16 protein-coding genes and 1 tRNA gene are annotated in these 17,002 nt (G+C 67.6%); 11 read left to right on the plus strand and 6 right to left on the minus strand.

Features of this window, described 5'->3' with window-relative positions; translation table 11 throughout:
* Positions 1–23 precede the first annotated feature (23 nt).
* Entirely contained in the window at positions 24–539 is a 516-nt protein-coding gene (locus VG566_RS08990) for a hypothetical protein (RefSeq protein ID WP_032960832.1), read from the plus strand.
* Between the two features lie 187 nt (positions 540–726).
* Here the strand turns inward: VG566_RS08990 and fdxA are convergent, their stop codons facing one another.
* On the minus strand, positions 727–1,050 hold the full coding sequence (fdxA, locus tag VG566_RS08995) for a ferredoxin FdxA (protein ID WP_005409054.1): 324 nt from the start codon (positions 1,048–1,050) through the stop codon (positions 727–729).
* Between the two features lie 180 nt (positions 1,051–1,230).
* On the opposite strand from fdxA, the gene VG566_RS09000 reads away from it, so the two are divergent.
* The gene (locus VG566_RS09000; protein WP_197556961.1) at positions 1,231–2,655 is read left to right on the plus strand and encodes a sugar porter family MFS transporter; all 1,425 of its coding nucleotides are present in this window, start codon (positions 1,231–1,233) and stop codon (positions 2,653–2,655) included.
* Positions 2,656–3,181: 526 nt separating this feature from the next.
* Here the strand turns inward: VG566_RS09000 and VG566_RS09005 are convergent.
* Positions 3,182–3,256: transfer RNA gene (locus tag VG566_RS09005), tRNA-Glu, on the minus strand.
* A 52-nt stretch (positions 3,257–3,308) separates the two neighbouring features.
* Here VG566_RS09005 and pcnB point away from each other — a divergent pair.
* The 6 genes from pcnB to pgi all read left to right on the plus strand — a co-directional run bounded on the left by pcnB (position 3,309) and on the right by pgi (position 8,916).
* Complete coding sequence (gene pcnB, locus VG566_RS09010; protein ID WP_100449798.1) at positions 3,309–4,688, plus strand: polynucleotide adenylyltransferase PcnB; 1,380 nt, start codon at positions 3,309–3,311, stop codon at positions 4,686–4,688.
* Between the two features lie 3 nt (positions 4,689–4,691).
* Positions 4,692–5,177 (plus strand): 2-amino-4-hydroxy-6-hydroxymethyldihydropteridine diphosphokinase, encoded by a 486-nt coding sequence (folK, locus tag VG566_RS09015; protein WP_100449799.1) that lies wholly within the window; start codon positions 4,692–4,694, stop codon positions 5,175–5,177.
* A gap of 34 nt (positions 5,178–5,211) precedes the next feature.
* Positions 5,212–6,027, plus strand: coding sequence for a 3-methyl-2-oxobutanoate hydroxymethyltransferase (panB, locus tag VG566_RS09020; RefSeq protein WP_014646749.1), 816 nt, complete (start codon positions 5,212–5,214; stop codon positions 6,025–6,027).
* Positions 6,024–6,863, plus strand: a complete 840-nt coding sequence (gene panC, locus VG566_RS09025) for a pantoate--beta-alanine ligase (RefSeq protein WP_014646750.1) — start codon at positions 6,024–6,026, stop codon at positions 6,861–6,863. Before panB ends, panC begins: the two co-directional genes overlap by 4 nt.
* A gap of 161 nt (positions 6,864–7,024) precedes the next feature.
* Positions 7,025–7,405 carry an aspartate 1-decarboxylase gene (gene panD, locus VG566_RS09030; protein WP_014646751.1) on the plus strand — a complete coding sequence of 127 codons (381 nt, stop codon included), beginning with the start codon at positions 7,025–7,027 and terminating at the stop codon, positions 7,403–7,405.
* The gene (gene pgi, locus VG566_RS09035; RefSeq protein ID WP_049406249.1) at positions 7,402–8,916 is read left to right on the plus strand and encodes a glucose-6-phosphate isomerase; all 1,515 of its coding nucleotides are present in this window, start codon (positions 7,402–7,404) and stop codon (positions 8,914–8,916) included. Before panD ends, pgi begins: the two co-directional genes overlap by 4 nt.
* Before the next feature lie 198 nt (positions 8,917–9,114).
* On the opposite strand, the gene VG566_RS09040 is transcribed toward pgi, so the two are convergent.
* Together VG566_RS09040 and VG566_RS09045 are read right to left on the minus strand one after the other, a co-directional pair.
* Positions 9,115–9,684, minus strand: coding sequence for a response regulator transcription factor (locus tag VG566_RS09040; protein ID WP_012510702.1), 570 nt, complete (start codon positions 9,682–9,684; stop codon positions 9,115–9,117).
* Complete coding sequence (locus VG566_RS09045) at positions 9,681–10,907, minus strand: ATP-binding protein (RefSeq protein ID WP_032960817.1); 1,227 nt, start codon at positions 10,905–10,907, stop codon at positions 9,681–9,683. Before VG566_RS09045 ends, VG566_RS09040 begins: the two co-directional genes overlap by 4 nt.
* A 114-nt stretch (positions 10,908–11,021) precedes the next feature.
* Here VG566_RS09045 and ispG point away from each other — a divergent pair, with 114 nt between their 5' ends.
* The 3 genes from ispG (at position 11,022) to VG566_RS09060 (ending at position 13,866) form a co-directional block, all read left to right on the plus strand.
* Positions 11,022–12,287 (plus strand): flavodoxin-dependent (E)-4-hydroxy-3-methylbut-2-enyl-diphosphate synthase, encoded by a 1,266-nt coding sequence (gene ispG, locus VG566_RS09050; protein ID WP_041863307.1) that lies wholly within the window; start codon positions 11,022–11,024, stop codon positions 12,285–12,287.
* Entirely contained in the window at positions 12,268–13,017 is a 750-nt protein-coding gene (locus VG566_RS09055; RefSeq protein ID WP_032958602.1) for a phosphatase PAP2 family protein, read from the plus strand. The genes ispG and VG566_RS09055 overlap by 20 nt, the downstream gene beginning before the upstream one ends.
* Before the next feature lie 201 nt (positions 13,018–13,218).
* Complete coding sequence (locus VG566_RS09060) at positions 13,219–13,866, plus strand: response regulator (RefSeq protein WP_005416124.1); 648 nt, start codon at positions 13,219–13,221, stop codon at positions 13,864–13,866.
* A 414-nt stretch (positions 13,867–14,280) separates the two neighbouring features.
* Here the strand turns inward: VG566_RS09060 and VG566_RS09065 are convergent, their stop codons facing one another.
* Both VG566_RS09065 and edd read right to left on the minus strand, forming a co-directional pair.
* Positions 14,281–14,940: a bifunctional 4-hydroxy-2-oxoglutarate aldolase/2-dehydro-3-deoxy-phosphogluconate aldolase gene (locus tag VG566_RS09065; protein ID WP_014646757.1), complete on the minus strand. Its 660-nt coding sequence runs from the start codon at positions 14,938–14,940 to the stop codon at positions 14,281–14,283.
* A 116-nt stretch (positions 14,941–15,056) separates the two neighbouring features.
* Positions 15,057–16,973: a phosphogluconate dehydratase gene (gene edd / locus VG566_RS09070; RefSeq protein ID WP_032958604.1), complete on the minus strand. Its 1,917-nt coding sequence runs from the start codon at positions 16,971–16,973 to the stop codon at positions 15,057–15,059.
* Positions 16,974–17,002: the final 29 nt, after the last annotated feature.

Here is a 17,002-nt window from a genome sequence, read left to right on the forward strand (position 1 = left end):
TTGGTCTGACCCAGGAGATTCACATGCGTCAATCCGTTTCCACTGTCCGCGTGCTGTCCTACGCCCTGCTTGCTGTAGCTGTTGCGGCCGGCACCACCGGCTGCTTCAAGCGTGGCGTCAAGGGCGACTACGCCCTGGCCCCGGAAATGCGCCCGCTGGAAGTACCGCCGGACCTGAACCTGCCCAACGCCACCACCGACAACAAGGTGCCGACACTGGCCTCGGCCACCAAGCCGGCGGCGCCGGTCGCCGCAGCCCCGGCGGTGGGCAACACCGGTTTCACCATTGCCGGTGGCAAGGATGAAGCCTTCGCCAAGGTCGGTACCGCACTGGAAGGCGTGGAAGGCGTGACCATTGCCAGCCGCGCGCAGCTGCTGGGCTCGTACGACGTGGCCTACGAAGGCAGCAACTTCCTGGTCCGCGTGGTGGCGGTTGATGCAGGTGCCTACATCTCCGCGGTCGACCCGCGTGGCCTGCCGGCCACCGCCGAAGCGCCGGTGAAGCTGATCGCCGCGCTGAAGGCGAAGCTGGCTCAGTAAGGGCCGCCCTGGTGGAGGCCGACCTTGGTCGGCGCTTCCGTGCCAACCAAGGTTGGCACCTACCGGAAGACGTGCCTTGGTAGAGGCCGACCTTGGTCGGCGCTTTTGTGCCAACCAAGGTTGGCACCTACCGAGAACAGAAAAGGGCGCCATGGGCGCCCTTTTCCGTTGCCGCCGCGGGCGCTTCTCAGCGCTCCAGCAGCTTCAGCTTGTCCGGCTTGCCGTCCCATTCGCCGGCGTCGGCGGGCGGGTCCTTGCGCACGGTCAGCACCGGCCATTCCTTCGCCAGCTCGGCATTGAGGGCAACGAAGCCTTCCTGGCCGGCGGGGACGTCGTCCTCGGGGAAAATCGCGTTGACCGGGCACTCCGGCTCGCAGAGGGTGCAGTCGATGCACTCATCCGGGTCGATCACCAGGAAGTTCGGGCCTTCGTGGAAGCAATCCACGGGGCACACTTCCACGCAATCGGTGTGTTTGCACTTGATGCAGTTTTCGGTGACGACAAAGGGCATGGGCTGGGGGTGGATCGATTCCTGAACCCGCCAATTCTAGAACAGGTTGGCCCCCGGTGTCGGGATGGGACGGAAAACGGGCGTCTGGCAGGCGCGGCCATTGGCGGCACGGCAGGGCGTGTGCGAGGCTGCGCGACAACCGGTCCTGGTGGCCGGGCTCCCTTCCCAGCAGGATCGTCCATGTCCCAGGCCCCGTCCCGCACCGCCTCCCACGGTGGTGAAAACACGGCGTTCATCGTCCTGATCAGTTGCGTGGCCACGCTTGGTGGCTTCCTGTTCGGCTTCGACAGTGGTGTCATCAACGGCACGGTCGATGGCCTGCGCCAGGCCTTCAACTCCAGCGAGGCGGCGCTGGGTTTCGAAGTTGCCTCGATGCTGCTGGGCTGCGCGATCGGTGCCTTCCTGGCCGGTTGGTTGGGCGACCGCCTGGGGCGCCGTGGTGTCCTGATCGTGTCCGCGCTGATGTTCCTGGTCTCGGCGCTGGGCGCCGGGGCGGCCCACGCGTCCTGGCTGTTCATCGCAGCCCGCGTGCTGGGCGGCTTTGCGGTGGGGGCGGCCAGCGTGATGTCACCGGCCTACATCGCCGAAGTCGCCTCGGCGCGCTATCGCGGCCGGCTGGCCACGGTGCAGCAGATGGCCATCATCTGCGGTTTGTTCGCGGCCTTCCTCAGCAATTACCTGCTGGCCCGCGCTGCCGGCGCCTCGACCGAGCCGCTGTGGCTGGGCCAGGAGGCGTGGCGCTGGATGTTCTGGATGCAGGCGCTGCCCTCCGCGCTGTTCCTGCTGTTGCTGCTGGTGATTCCGGAAAGCCCGCGCTTCCTGGTGCTGAAGGGCCGCCAGGGGCAGGCGAGGGCGGTGTTGTCGCGACTGTACGGCGAGGCCGCTGCCCGGGCCAAGCAGGCCGAGATCGAAGCCAGCCTGGCACAGGACCAGCACAAGCCGCGCTTCGGCGACCTGCGCAGCAGGGCTACCGGCAGGCTGCGCCCGATCCTCTGGGTGGGCATCGGCCTGGCCATGTTCCAGCAGCTGGTCGGCATCAACGTGGTGTTCTACTACGGCGCGGTGCTGTGGCAGGCGGTGGGCTTCTCTGAAAGCGACGCACTGCTGATCAATGTGCTGTCCGGCGCGCTGAGCATCGGCGCCTGCCTGCTCACCGTGCTGCTGATCGACCGCATCGGGCGCCAGCCGCTGCTGTGGGTCGGCTCGGTCGGCATGTCGGTGGCGCTGGTGCTGATGGTGGTGGCGTTTGCCAGCGGCAGCCTGGCCGGCGGGCGCCTGCAGCTGTCCGATGGCATGGGGCGGCTGGCGCTGGTCGCCGCCAACGTCTACGTGGTGTTCTTCAACATGTCCTGGGGCCCGGTGATGTGGGTGATGCTGGGCGAGATGTTCCCCAACCAGATCCGCGGCCCGGCGCTGGCGGTGGCGGGTGCGGCGCAATGGACCTCGAACTTCGCGATCACCGTGACCTTCCCGATGCTGCTGGCCGGCATCGGCCTGGCCGGCGCCTATGGCATCTACGCGGTCGCGGCGATCCTCTCGATCGTCTTCGTGGTCCGCTACGTGCGCGAGACCAAGGGCAAGGAGCTGGAGCAGATGGAAGGCTGACGGCGACTGGCTTCGGTTGCGTTCCGTTGGTGCCTGCTTGTCCAGAGTGTGAGGGGGCAGGCCGCCCTCTCCAGGACACGCAAGAGCCCACCCATGGTGCTCGATGGCGCCTTGCTCGCGTGCGCTGTCCTGCGCACTCGGCAAGACCAGGCTTGGGCTCCTGCCCAACCCGTCGGGCGCATGCGCCCAACCCATCGCGCCAACGGTCCTGGAGAGGGCGGCCTGCCCCCTCCTGACAGTTTCATGGTGCGTGCGGATGCGGCGAAGCGCTGGTCGGTTGTTGCCGCAGCTGGCGGGAAACCGTCCAGAGTCGGTGGGGTCACCCAGGGCAGGACCGTTGGCGCCAAGGATGGCGCCATCGAGCCCCCATGGATGGGTTCACGGCGTGTCCTGCCCTGGGTGACCCCACCGGCTCGAGCCGATTGCAGGGAGGCGCCAAAGCGACCAACCCGACCGCAATCACTGCAATCCCGGAAAACAGAAAAGCCCGCACAAGGCGGGCTTTTTCGGTTCCTGCTGCGGCGACTGGCGCTCCCTAGGGGACTCGAACCCCTGTTTTAGCCTTGAGAGGGCCACGTCCTAACCACTAGACGAAGGGAGCGTAACTGTGTCGCTGCCGAGGCAGGAGCGCTAGTATATGCACCTCGATGCCATTGGGCAATCCCGAAACTTCAACCGGAAGCGCCAACATCATTTCCTCTGCTACATCACCGTTCAGCCTGCGCGTCATCCCGCGCGACCAGCACACGATCTCCCGCAAGGACATCAGCCCGAACGCCCTGCGCGTGCTTTACCGCCTGCGCGATGCCGGCTTCGGCGCCTACCTTGTCGGCGGCGCGGTGCGCGATCTGCTGGTCAATGGCCAACCCAAGGATTTCGACGTGGCCACCGACGCCACGCCCGAGCAGGTCAAGCAGCTGTTCCGCAACTGCCGCCTGATCGGCCGCCGGTTCCGCCTCGCCCACGTAGTGTTCGGTCGCGAAATCATCGAAGTCGCCACCTTCCGTGCCAACAGCGATGACGGCAGCGGCGACCGCGAGATGGAAAACGGCATGCTCGTGCGCGACAACGTGTACGGCACCATCGAAGACGACGCCATCCGCCGCGACTTCACCTGCAACGCCCTGTACTACGCCATCGAGGACTTCTCGGTGCGCGACTACACCGGTGGTTTCGAGGACGTGCAGGCGCGCCTGATGAAGCTGATCGGCGACCCGGTGCAGCGCTACCAGGAAGACCCGGTACGCATGCTGCGAGCGGTGCGCCTGGCGGCCAAGCTCGGCTTCCAGATCGAAGAGGGTACTGCCGCGCCGATCCCGCACCTGGCCGGCCTGCTCAACGAAGCCGCGCCAGCGCGCCTGTTCGAGGAAGTGCTCAAGCTGTTCCTGTCCGGACACGGCGTGGCCAGCTTCGAAGGCCTTGAGCGTTACGGCCTGCTCGACGTGCTGTTCCCGGAAAGCGCCAAGGCGCTGAAAGCCAACCGCACCGGCGCGCTGCGCCGCATGCTGGTCGAGGGCCTGGCCAATACCGATGCGCGGGTGGCCAACGACGAACCGGTCTCGCCGGCGTTCCTGTTCGCGCTGCTGCTGTGGCCGGCGTTCTGCCGTGCACAGGCGACCCTGCTCAAGCAGGGCGTGGCACCGGAAGAGGCGCAGCGCCGCGCCGCCGACCGCGTCACCGTGCAGCAGTTGAGCACCATCGCGCTGCCGCGCCGCTTCTCGCTGCCGATGCAGGAAATCTGGCTGCTGCAGTCGCGCTTCAGCTCGCGCCAGCGCAAGCGCGTGTTCCGCACCCTGACCCATCCGCGCTTCCGTGCCGCGTTCGATTTCCTCAGCCTGCGCCAGGTGGCGTCGTCCGAGCACGCCGCCGATGTCGAGTTCTGGCGCGAAGCGCAGGCGCAGTCCGGTCGTGAGCTGGAGTCGTCGCTGGATGCGATGCACAGCGAAGATGGCGATGACGAGAGCGGAGCGCCGCGCAAGCGCCGCCGTCGCCGCCGTCGTCCGGGTGCCCCGGCCGGTGCAGCGGGCGAGTAGGCGATGACCCTTGCCTGGATCGGCCTCGGCGCCAACCTCGGCGACGCGGCCGCCACCGTCGGCGCGGCGATTGCCGCGCTGGACGGCCTGCCCGGGACCCGGCTGCGCCAGGCCTCGCGGCTTTACGCAACGCCGGCCTGGGGCAATGAAGACCAGCCGCCGTTCGTCAATGCGGTGGCCTCGGTCGAAACCACCTTGCCGGCCGATGAGCTGCTGCAGGCCATGCTGGCGCTGGAGCAGCGCTTCGGTCGCACGCGTGATCCGGCAGTGCACTGGGGCCCGCGCGCGCTGGACCTGGACCTGCTGCTGTATGGCGCGCAGGCGCTCGACCAGCCTGGGCTGAAGGTGCCGCATCCGTACCTGCACGAGCGTGCCTTCGTGCTGGTGCCGCTGGCCGAAATCGCGCCGGAACTTACAATTCCTGGCCATGGACGCGTGCAGGATGCAGTGATGCAGGTCGATGCCTGCGGGATCGCGCCGATAGGGTGATAATGCCCGGGTTATCTCCCCCGGTTATCAGCACATGAGCACCCACGCAGACAGCAAGCCCTGGACCGTTCCCGCCCTGGCCGAGGCCAAGCGCAATGGCCAGAAGCTGGTCATGTTGACCGCCTACGACGCCGGCTTCGCCCGCACCTTCGATGCCAACGGCGTCGATCTGATCCTGATCGGCGATTCGCTGGGCATGGTCGTGCAGGGTCATGATTCGACCCTGCCGGTGACCGTGGCCGACATGGTCTACCACACCCGGGCCGTGGCCCGCGTGCTGCAGCGTGCGCTGCTGGTGGCCGACCTGCCGTTCGGCGCCGATGCCACCCCGGAACGCGCGCTGGATGCCTCGCTGCAGCTGCTGCAGGCCGGTGCCGAGATGGTCAAGATCGAAGGTGCCGGCTTCAAGGTCGACATCATCCGCTACCTGGTCGAGCGCGAGATTCCGGTCTGCGCGCACCTCGGCCTGACCCCGCAGTCGGTGCTGCGACTGGGCGGCTTCAAGATCCAGGGCCGCGGCGATGCTGCGCGCCAGCTGGTGGAGGACGCCAGGGCCGTGGCCGCCGCAGGCGCCAGCATCATGGTGCTCGAATGCGTGCCGACCCCGGTCGCTGCCGAAGTGACCGCTGCGGTGGATGTGCCGACCATCGGCATTGGTGCTGGCCCGCAGTGCGATGGCCAGGTGCTGGTGCTGCACGATTTCCTCGGCCTGGACAGTGGCCATCGCCGTCCCAAGTTCGTCAAGGATTTCCTTGCCGAAGGTGGCTCGGTGGCCGGTGCCACCCGCGCCTTTGCCGACGCGGTGCGCGACGGCAGCTTCCCCGACGAACAGCACGCCTACGCCCAATGATCCAGACCTTCAACGAGCTCGGCGCGTTGCGCGAGCAGATCGCCCAGTGGAAGCGTGAGGGCCTGCGCGTGGCGCTGGTGCCGACCATGGGCAACCTGCATGGGGGGCACCATTCGCTGGTGACCCTGGCCCGCCAGTACGCCGACAAGGTGGTGGCGAGCATCTTCGTCAATCCGACCCAGTTCGGCCCCAACGAGGATTTCAGTCGCTACCCGCGCACGCCCGAGGCCGACGTGGCCGGGCTGGAGCAGGTCGGCTGCGATGCCGTGTGGCTGCCCAGCGTGGAGACGATGTATCCGCTGGGCGTGGACAGGACCACGCGCATGCACGCGCCGGGTGTCAGTGAAGTGCTGGAAGGCGCCAGCCGCCCGGGGCACTTCGATGGCGTCTGCACGGTGGTGGCGCGCCTGTTCCTGCAGGTGCAGCCGGACGTGGCCGTGTTCGGCCGCAAGGACTACCAGCAGCTTGCCGTGATCAGGCAGATGGTGGCCGAGCTGTCGTTCCCGATCCAGATCGTCGGTGCTGAGATCGTGCGCGACGAGGATGGCCTGGCCAAGAGTTCGCGCAACCAGTACCTGAGCGACGAACAGCGCCCGGTCGCGACCACCATCCACCGCACCCTGCTGGGCATGCGCGAGGGCTACGTGGCGGGGCAGGCACGTGATCGCATCGAAGCCGACGCCACGGCCGCATTGCAGGCAGCCGGGTTCCAGGTCGACTACGCGGTGCTGCGCACCCCGGAGCTGGCCGAGCCGACCTTCGACGGCGGTGGCCGCGTGGCGCTGATTGCCGCGCGCCTGGGAACCACCCGGTTGATCGACAACCTGGAGTTCTGAGTTCCGGCGGCGCCGCGCGATGCATGGGGTCAGATCCCTTTTCCAGGGGAAAAGGGTTCTGACCCCGGTTTCACCGCCTACCTGAACAGGTTGCCGGCCGTGATGCCCCGCGCTGCGCGGGTGCTAGAATCCGCTCTTTCCTTTGCCGTTGCAGCGCCCCCATGCACCTGTCCCTGCTCAAGACCAAGATCCATCGCGCCACCGTCACCCATTCCGAGCTGAACTACGAAGGCTCGATCGCCATCGATGACAACCTGCTGGCTGCCACCGGCATCCGCGAGTTCGAGCAGGTGCACATCTGGGACGTGACCAATGGTGCGCGTTTCTCGACCTATGCCATCCGCGCCGAAGCCGGCAGCGGCGTTGTCTCGCTCAACGGTGGCGCTGCGCGCCACGTGCAGGTCGGTGACATCATCATCATCGCCGCGTTCGCCAGCATGACCGAGCAGGAAGCTGACAGCTTCAGGCCGAAGCTGGTGTACGTTGATGGCAACAACCAGATCACCCACACCAACGACACGATCCCGACCCAGGCCGCATGACAACGAACAACGGATTCGACTCGCTGCATTCCCACGCCCAGCGCCTGAAGGGCGCAAGCATTCCCAGCCTGCTCGCCGCCGAACCCGGCCGTGTACAGGAGCTGGCGCTGCGGGTCGGTCCGTTGTACGTCAATTTCGCCCGGCAGAAATACGATGCCGCGGCGTTGCAGGCGCTGTTGGCGCTGGCTGCCGAGCGTGATGTCGGCGGTGCCATCACGCGCCTGTTCCGCGGCGAACAGGTCAACCTGACCGAAGGGCGCGCCGCGCTGCATACCGCGCTGCGCGGCGATGTGGTCGATGCGCCGGTGGCGGCCGAGGCCTATGCCACCGCGCGCGGGATCCGCCAGCGCATGGGCGTGCTGGTGCGCGCGCTGGAAGACAGTGGCGTGACCGATGTGGTCAGCGTCGGCATCGGTGGTTCCGACCTTGGCCCGCGCCTGGTCGCCGACGCGCTGCGTCCGGTCAGCGGTGCGCGCCTGCGCGTGCATTTCGTCTCGAACGTGGACGGCGCCGCCATGCAGCGCACGCTGGCCACGCTGGATCCGGCCAAGACCGCCGGCATCCTCATCTCCAAGACCTTCGGTACGCAGGAAACGCTGCTCAACGGCCAGATCCTGCACGACTGGCTGGGCGGCAGCGAGCGCCTGTATGCAGTCAGCGCCAATCCGGATCGCGCCGCCAAGGCCTTCGCGATCGCCGCCGATCGCGTACTGCCGATGTGGGACTGGGTGGGTGGCCGCTATTCGCTGTGGTCGGCGGTCGGTTTCCCGATCGCATTGGCGATCGGCTTCGAGCGCTTTGAGCAGCTGCTGGAAGGCGCCGCACAGATGGATGCGCATGCGCTGGATGCACCGCTGGAGCGCAACCTGCCGGTGCTGCATGGCCTGACCGACATCTGGAACCGCAACCTGCTGGGCCATGCCACGCATGCGGTGATGACCTACGACCAGCGTCTGGCGCTGCTGCCGGCCTACCTGCAGCAGCTGGTGATGGAAAGCCTGGGCAAGCGCGTGCAGCGTGATGGTGCGCCGGTCACCACCGACACCGTGCCGGTGTGGTGGGGTGGGGCAGGCACCGATGTGCAGCACAGCTTCTTCCAGGCGCTGCACCAGGGCACCAGCGTCGTTCCGGCCGACTTCATCGGCTGTGTGCACAACGATGATCCCTACACGATCAATCACCAGGCCCTGCTGGCCAACCTGTTGGCACAGACCGAGGCGCTGGCCAATGGCCAGAGCAGCGACGATCCGCACCGTGATTACCCGGGCGGGCGGCCGAGCACGCTGATCCTGCTCGACGCGCTGACCCCGCAGGCACTGGGTGCGCTGATCGCCATGTACGAACACGCCGTGTACGTGCAGTCGGTGATCTGGAACATCAACGCGTTCGACCAGTTCGGTGTCGAGCTCGGCAAGCAACTGGCCAGTGGCCTGCTGCCGGCGCTGCAGGGCGAGGATGTGGCGGTTGCCGATCCGATGACCCGCGAGATCCTGGCGCAGCTGAAGCGCTGATGCTCTGGTAGTGCCGGCCGCTGGCCGGCATCCAGGTGATGCTTCAATCGTTCATGAGGTTGCCGGCCAGCGGCCGGCACTACCGCAGCAGATGGGTTGCCGGCCAGCGGCCGGCACTACCGCAGCGGATGGGTTGCCGGCCAGCGGCCGGCACTACCGCAGCAGATGGGTTGCCGGCCAGCGGCCGGCACTACCGCGTCACCGGCTCGGGTCGCGCTCCGGGCTTGGCCGCTTGGCCAGTTTGCGCTGCAGCGAGCGCCGGTGCATGCCGAGCAGGCGCGCGGCCGCTGACACATTGCCGCCGGTCTCGTGCATCGCCTGCTGGATGTGTTCCCACTGCAGGCGGCTGATCGGCGTCATCGCATCGGGCACTTCCATTTCGCCATCGTCGGCCGGGCCGTCGTCTTCCTCGCCGAGGGCGCGCAGGATCATCGGCACCGTGGCCGGCTTGGGCAGGTAATCGTCTGCACCGAGCTTGATCGCCTCCACCGCGGTGGCGATGCTGGCGTAGCCGGTCACCAGCAGGATCCGCATGTCCGCGCGCAGCGCGCGCAGCGGCTGGATCAGTGCCAGGCCGGAATCGCTGCCCAGCTTCAGGTCGATCAGCGCGAACGCCGGTGGATGCTGCCGGGCCAGCGCCAGCGCACTGGCGGCATCCTGTGCGGTCTGCGTTTCAAGCCCCTTGCGGGCCAGGCTGCGTTGCAGGGTACGCAGGTACAGCTCGTCGTCGTCGACCAGCAGGCCCAGGGTGGAATGGTGAAGGCTCATGGGGTGTCCTCGCGTGGGGCCAGCGGCAGGCGGAAGCCGACGCGGCTGCCGGCCCCCTGGGCCGGACGCATCCACATCTCGCCGTCGAGGCGTTCGATGGTGGCATGGGACAGGGCCAGGCCGACGCCCATGCCCTCGCTCTTGCTGCTGCCGAACAGCTTGCCCGGCAGCACGGCGGCACGGGCGTCGAAGCCATGGCCGTAGTCGCGGACTTCGCCGATCAGGTCGTCGCCTTCGATGCGCAGGTCCAGGTCCACGCGTGGCCGGCCGGCTTTCTCGCCGGCATCGGCGGCGTTGTTGAGCAGGACCATCAGCAGATGGCCAACGCCCGGGTCCAGCGGTAGCCGCAGCGGCGCATCATCGTTGCGGTGCAGGTCGATGGTCGGCCGCACCAGGCGCCATTGCTCCAGCACCTGCTGTGCGCTGGAATGGCTGCGGCCCGGTGCGTCGGCCGAGGCCGGAGCAGCCAGCGCCAGCACGCGCTCCCGGCACTGCACCAGCAGCTCGCGCAGGGTTTCCATGTCCTCGCGCACTTCCGGCTCTTCGCTGCGCTCGGCCACATCGTCGGCGAGCAGGGTCATGGTCGCCAGCGGCGTGTTCAGTTCATGCGCCACCGAGGCGGCATGGGTGGCCAGCGCGACGATGCCCTCGTTGCGGGCGAAGCGCTCGCGCAGTGCCGACAGTTCCAGTTCGCGCTCCCGCAGGGCCAGCGCCAGCCGGGTGGAGAAGGCCAGTACCACCGCGGCGGAAATCAGGAAGTTGGCGACCACGCCCCAGCGATTCAGGTCCTGCGCGCGGAAATAACCGTCCGGCAATGGCTGGCCGAAGATGCCGCTGGCGGCGTAGCCGAGCAGGCAGGCCAGTGCGACCGCCAATGCCCAGCGCAGGGGCAGGGCGAACGCGGCCAGCGCGATCAGGATCAGGAACAGCGAGCTGAACGGGTTGGCCATGCCGCCGCTCCAGCCGACCATCCAGGTCAGGATGATCACGTCCACCAGGATGTGGCCGAACGCGGTCAGCGGTGCGGTGTCAGCCGCGTCCGGACGCAACTGGGTATAGATGTTGAACAGGGCCAGCACCGCCACGCCGGCCCATAGCGGCAGCTGCGGCAACGGCAGGCCCAGCACCCAGGTGGCAACCAGGATGGTGGCGGCCTGGCCGCCTACGGCAAGCCAGCGCAGGCTGCACAGGGTACGGAGAAACGGGGCGTCGGGACCGGTCATTCACGCTCATCGTATGCGTTCACGGGCGGCTGTGCCTGCGACAATCGGCCGCAGCCGTGCCACCGGCTGAATGCGAGTCACCCGGAATGCGGGGGCGGGCGGTAGAATGCGCCCATGCACGACGCCGTCACCCGCCCGACTCCTCCCTCCGATGCCACCTCCTGGCCCCGCCGCCAGACCCATGCCGTGCAGATCGGCGGGGTCACCGTAGGCGGAGGCAAGCCGGTCGTGGTGCAGTCGATGACCAACACCGACACGTCCGACGTGGCCTCCAGCGTGAAGCAGGTGGCCGAGCTGTGGCGGGCCGGTTCGGAAATGGTGCGTTTGACCGTCAATACCGTGGAAGCCGCTGCGGCGATCCCGCGCATCGTCGACAAGCTGGCGATGATGGGCATCGACGTGCCGCTGATCGGTGATTTCCACTACAACGGCCACCAGCTGCTGACCGCCGAGCCGGCATGTGCCGAAGCGCTGGCCAAGTACCGCATCAATCCGGGCAACGTCGGCTTCGGCAAGAAGAAGGATCTGCAGTTCGCTCAGTTGATCGAGTTCGCGATCCGCTACAACAAGCCGGTGCGCATCGGTGCCAACTGGGGCTCGCTGGACCAGGCCCTGGCGGCGAAGTTGATGGACGAGAACAACCTGCGCGAGCAGCCCTGGGATGCCGGTCGCGTGCTGCGCGAGGCGCTGATCCGTTCGGCGCTGGATTCGGCCGAGCAGGCGGTGGAGCTCGGCCTGCCGCGCGATCGCATCGTGCTGTCGGCCAAGGTCAGTGGCGTGCAGGAGCTGATCGCGGTGTACCGCGACCTGGCCCAGCGCTCCGATTTTGCCCTGCACCTGGGCCTGACCGAGGCCGGTATCGGCAGCAAGGGCATCGTCGCCTCGTCGGCGGCGTTGGGCGTGCTGCTGCAGGAAGGCATCGGTGACACCATCCGCATCTCGCTGACCCCGGAACCGGGCCAGTCGCGCACGCAGGAAGTGATCGTCGCCCAGGAACTGCTGCAGACCACCGGCCAGCGTGCCTTCACGCCGCTGGTCACGGCTTGTCCGGGCTGCGGCCGCACCACCTCCGAGTTCTTCCAGGAACTGGCCAAGGTGGTGCAGAACCACGTGCGCGAGAAGATGCCGCTGTGGAAGATCCACCATCCGGGTGCGGAGAACATGACCCTGGCGGTGATGGGCTGCATCGTCAATGGGCCGGGTGAGTCGCGGCACGCCAACATCGGTATTTCCCTGCCGGGCACCGGTGAAACCCCGGCCGCGCCCGTGTTCGTCGATGGCGAGAAGAAGGTGACCCTGCGTGGCGAGAACATCGCCCAGGAGTTCGTCGCCCTGATCGACGATTACGTCGAACACAAATATGTCCGAAGCGCCGGATAAGCCTGCGATCCTCGCTGCGCCGGAGTCCGCCTCCGGTTTCCGCCACTGGATGGCGCACAATGCCTGGCGCCTGGTGCTGCTGTTCGGTGGCGTGCTGCTGCCGTTGGCGGGATTCGTCGCCCTGGCCGACGAAGTGCACGAGTTTGAATCGTTCCATTTCGATGCGCCGCTGCTGTGGCAGATGCATGGCCTGCACTCACCGCTGCTGGACCGTTTCTTCGTGCTCATTTCCAGGCTGGGCTACGAATGGTTCCTGATTCCCGCCGACGTGCTGATCATCGGCGTGCTGCTGGGCTACCGGCGTTGGCGTGAGGCCACGTTCGTGGCGGTCAGCTTCGTCGGCTCGGCGCTGCTGAACATGGGCAGCAAGCATTTCTTCCAGCGCCAGCGCCCCAGCCTGTGGGAATCGATCGCGCCGGAATCGACGTTCAGCTTTCCCAGCGGCCACGCGATGGGCTCGATGACCCTGGCCGTGACCCTGGTGCTGCTGGCCTGGAACACCCGCTGGCGCTGGCCGGTGCTGCTGCTGGCGCCCGCGTTCAGCCTGCTGGTCAGCGTCTCCCGGGTCTATCTGGGCGTGCATTACCCCTCCGATATCCTGGCCGGATGGTGTGCCGCGCTGGTTTGGGTGGTAGGGTGCTATCTGGTCATGTTCAGTCGCCGGCATCCTTGGCGACGTCAGGATTCGCCGCCAGCGACGGCCAGCGAAGCATCATCACAGGGGGATTGACGTGGATGGCCCCTCCGGGGCGTCTACGTAATAGATCAGTTGTTTCGTTGCAGCAGGTTCTGCAAGACAGGGGGCAAGCACAACGCGCGGTACTGTGATGCGCAAGGCAGAATGCCCGGGTCGCATCTCGAACGTGCTTGCAGGGGTATCGGCGCCCTGCCTAGCTTGACCTGCAATGGCCGCATTCGAAGAGGTACGTGAATGACGATTCGAGTCTACCTGGTGGATGACCACGCACTGGTCCGCACCGGGATGAAGATGATCCTGTCGGGGGAGACCGACATCGAGGTGGTGGGCGAAGCCGAGACCGGCGAAGATGCGCTGCGCGACGTCCGCCAGCTGCTGCCGGACGTGGTGCTGTGCGACCTGCACCTGCCCGGCGTGAGTGGCATGGAGGTGACCGAGCGCATCGTCCGCAGCCATCGCAACACCCGCGTGGTGATCGTGTCGGTGCTGGAAGACGGTCCGCTGCCGAAGCGCTTGCTGGAAGCCGGGGCTGCGGGCTACATCGGCAAGGGCTGCGATGCACAGGAGCTGCTGCGTGCGGTGCGCGATGTGGCCATGGGCCGTCGCTACCTGGGCACCAGCATCGCGCAAAACCTGGCCTTGTCGACCGTTGAAGGCAACGGCTCTCCATTCGACAGCCTGTCGCCGCGCGAGCTGGAAGTGGCGTTGCTGCTGACCCAGGGCCTGCGCCAGGAAGACATCGCGCGGCGCCTGAGCCTGAGCGCGAAGACAGTGAACACGCACAAGGCGCGGCTGTTCGAGAAGATGGGGATCCACGACAACATCGCGCTGGCGCGCATGGCCAGCCAGTACGGGCTGGTGGATCCGGCACGGCCGCTGTAAGGGATTCGGCCAACGGCTGAGCCCCTCGCGGTGGTGGTGCGGTTGGATTGTGGTGGTTGGCCGGGCGGATGGGCTGTGCAGGGGGCGCTGCAAGTACGTCCATGTAAGCTCGGTCGCCGCTTGCTCGTGTGCGCTGTCCTGCGCACACGGCAAGGCCAGGGTTGGGCGTCCTACCCAACCCGCCCGAGGCGTGCCTCGGGCCCATGCGGCTCACGCCCCTGCACAGCCCATCCGCCCGGCCACGGACAGGTTCCGTGCGCGTCCACCGCGGAAAGAAGAAGGGAAAGGCGGGAGCGGGTCGCGCGCTGTGCGCGCTCGTCGCCCGGGGTCGGATCCCTTTCCCGGTGGGAAAGGGCTCTGACCCCCGATGATGCTGGAGCCGAGCGTGGGCTCGGCTCTACAGCTGTGTCGGGCTCAGTGGCCGCGTACGCGCTTGATGATCTTCGCGGCGTCGGCGGCGCTGGCGCGCACCTTGTCCCACTGACCGTCGGCGATCCAGCTGCCCGGCACCATCCACGAACCACCGATGCAGACCACGTTCTTCTGCTCGAGGTACTCGGCGGCGGTGTTTTCGGTGATGCCGCCGGTCGGGCACAGCTTGAGGTCGGCAACCGGGCCGGCCAGACCCTTGATCATCGCCAGCCCCCCCACGGCGGTGGCAGGGAACAGCTTGCACACGCGGAAGCCGCGCGCATACAGCGACAGCAGTTCGGTCGGCGTGGCCGCACCCGGCACTACCGGCAGCGGTGCCGCCGCCAGCGCATCGGCCAGCGCCGGTGGCGTACCCGGGGTCACCAGGAAGTCCGCGCCCGCATCGATCGACTGCTGCATCTGCTCCACGGTCAGCACCGTGCCGGCGCCCACCACCACGTCCGGCAGCTCGCGCTTGAGCATCGCCAATGCTTCCATCGCCACTGGCGTACGCAGCGTCAACTCGATCGCCGGCAGGCCACCTTCCAGCAACGCCGCACTGACCGCACGCGCCTGGTCCAGCGTATGAATCGTCACCACCGGCAGGATGCCCGCCGCACGCAACAACTCCGCCGCCTTCACCTGATGTTGTTCGATACCCATGCTTTTGCCCTTGCCTTTGCTCTTCTAGATTCAGTGGCCGCAGCGCAAATGACGCGCCGGGAATTGTCCAGGGCGCTCTACTGCCCAGGCCGGGAAGCCTGCCGCGGCTTTTCGCTTCAGGCGTCTTTTGCCTCATGCGGCGCCGCCGCCGCTGCGGCATCGTGCCCCAGCTCGTACTCCGCGTCGTATTCCCACGGCCCGCCATCGGCCGCCGCCGGCCCGCACGAAATCGAAATCGCGCCCTGATCAGCCGGACCCACCACGCGACGGTTGATCGCGAACAGGTTGCGGCCCAGGTCATGCGCGGCAGGCGCCGTGTTCGGGGCCAGCGGACGCGCGGCCCACTCGGCCGCGTCCACCAGCACTTCCAGCGTGCCGGCCTCGCCATCAAGGCGGATCATGTCGCCCTCGCGGACCTTGGCCAGCGGACCACCGCGCGCCGCTTCCGGCGTCACATGGATCGCCGCCGGAATCTTGCCCGAGGCGCCGGACAGGCGGCCGTCGGTGACCAGCGCCACGCGCCGGCCCTGGTTCTGCAGCAGCCCCAGCAGCGGCGCCAGCGAATGCAGTTCCGGCATGCCGTTGGCACGCGGGCCCTGGTAACGCACCACCGCCACGAAGTGCTCGGGCAGCAGGCCGCCGGCATGCAGCTTGTTCAGCACCTGCGGCGCATCGACAACCACGGCCGGTGCTTCGATCGTGCGGTACTGCGGCTTCACCGCCGACAGCTTGATCAGCGACTTGCCCAGGTTGCCGCGCAGCAGGCGCAGGCCGCCCTGGTGCTCGAACGGATTGTCGACGCCACGCACCACTTCGTCATCGGCGCTGTGTTGCAGGCCCGGCAGGTAGACCAGCTGGCCGTCGCGCAGCTGCGGCTCGCGCGCGTAGTCGGCCATGCCGCCGCGCGCCACGCTGACCAGGTCACCGTGCATCAGGCCCGCCCTGATCAGCTCGCCGAACACGAAGGCCGGTCCGCCAGCGGCCGCGAAACGGTTCACGTCGGCCTCGCCGTTCGGATAGACGCGGGCCAGCAGCGGAATCAGCTGCGACAGTTCGTCGAAGTCGTCCCAGGTCAGCACGATGCCGGCGGCACGCGCCACTGCGATCCAGTGGATGGTGTGGTTGGTCGAACCGCCGGTGGCCATCAGCGCGATGACCGCGTTGATGATCGCGCGCTCATCGATGATCCGGCCCAGCGGACGGAAGTCGTCACCGAGCGCGGTGATGTCCAGTGCACGTTCGGTGGCTTCGCGGGTGAGGGCGTCGCGCAGCGGCGTGCCCGGATTGACGAACGATGCGCCCGGCAGCTGCACGCCCATCGCTTCCAGCAGCACCTGGTTGGAATTGGCGGTGCCGTAGAAGGTGCAGGTGCCGGCGCCGTGGTACGAGGCGGACTCGGCTTCCAGCAGCTCTTCGCGGGTGGCTTCGCCGGCGGCATAGCGCTCGCGCACTTCCGCCTTCTGCTTGTTCGGGATGCCCGGGGTCATCGGGCCAGCCGGCACGAACACCGCCGGCAGGTGGCCGAAGGCCAGCGCGCCGATCAGCAGGCCCGGCACGATCTTGTCGCACACGCCGAGGTAGACGGTGGTATCGAACATGTCATGGCTGAGGCCGATCGCAGTGGCCTGGGCGATCACATCGCGCGAGAACAGCGACAGTTCCATGCCGCCGCGGCCCTGGGTGACGCCGTCGCACATCGCCGGCACGCCGCCGGCCACCTGTGCCGTAGCACCCAGCTCGCGGGCGATCTCGCGGATCTGCTCGGGATAGGTCTCGAACGGCTGGTGCGCCGACAACATGTCGTTGTAGGCGGTGATGATGCCCAGGTTCGGCGTCACGCCGCCGCGCAGGCGGCTCTTGTCGGTACCGCCACAGGCGGCGAATCCATGGGCGAGGTTGCCGCAGCTCAGGCGGCTGCGGAACGGGCCTTCGCGCAGGGAGGCGTCGATCGCGGCCAGGTAGGCGGCACGCGAGGCGGCGCTGCGGCGGATGACACGCTCAGTGATGGCTTGCAATTGCGGATGGAGGCTCATTGGCTACCGGCGTTCAAGGTGGCGAGAGG

The organism is Stenotrophomonas sp. CASM114 (genome assembly GCF_049384325.1).
GTDB lineage: Bacteria > Pseudomonadota > Gammaproteobacteria > Xanthomonadales > Xanthomonadaceae > Stenotrophomonas > Stenotrophomonas muris.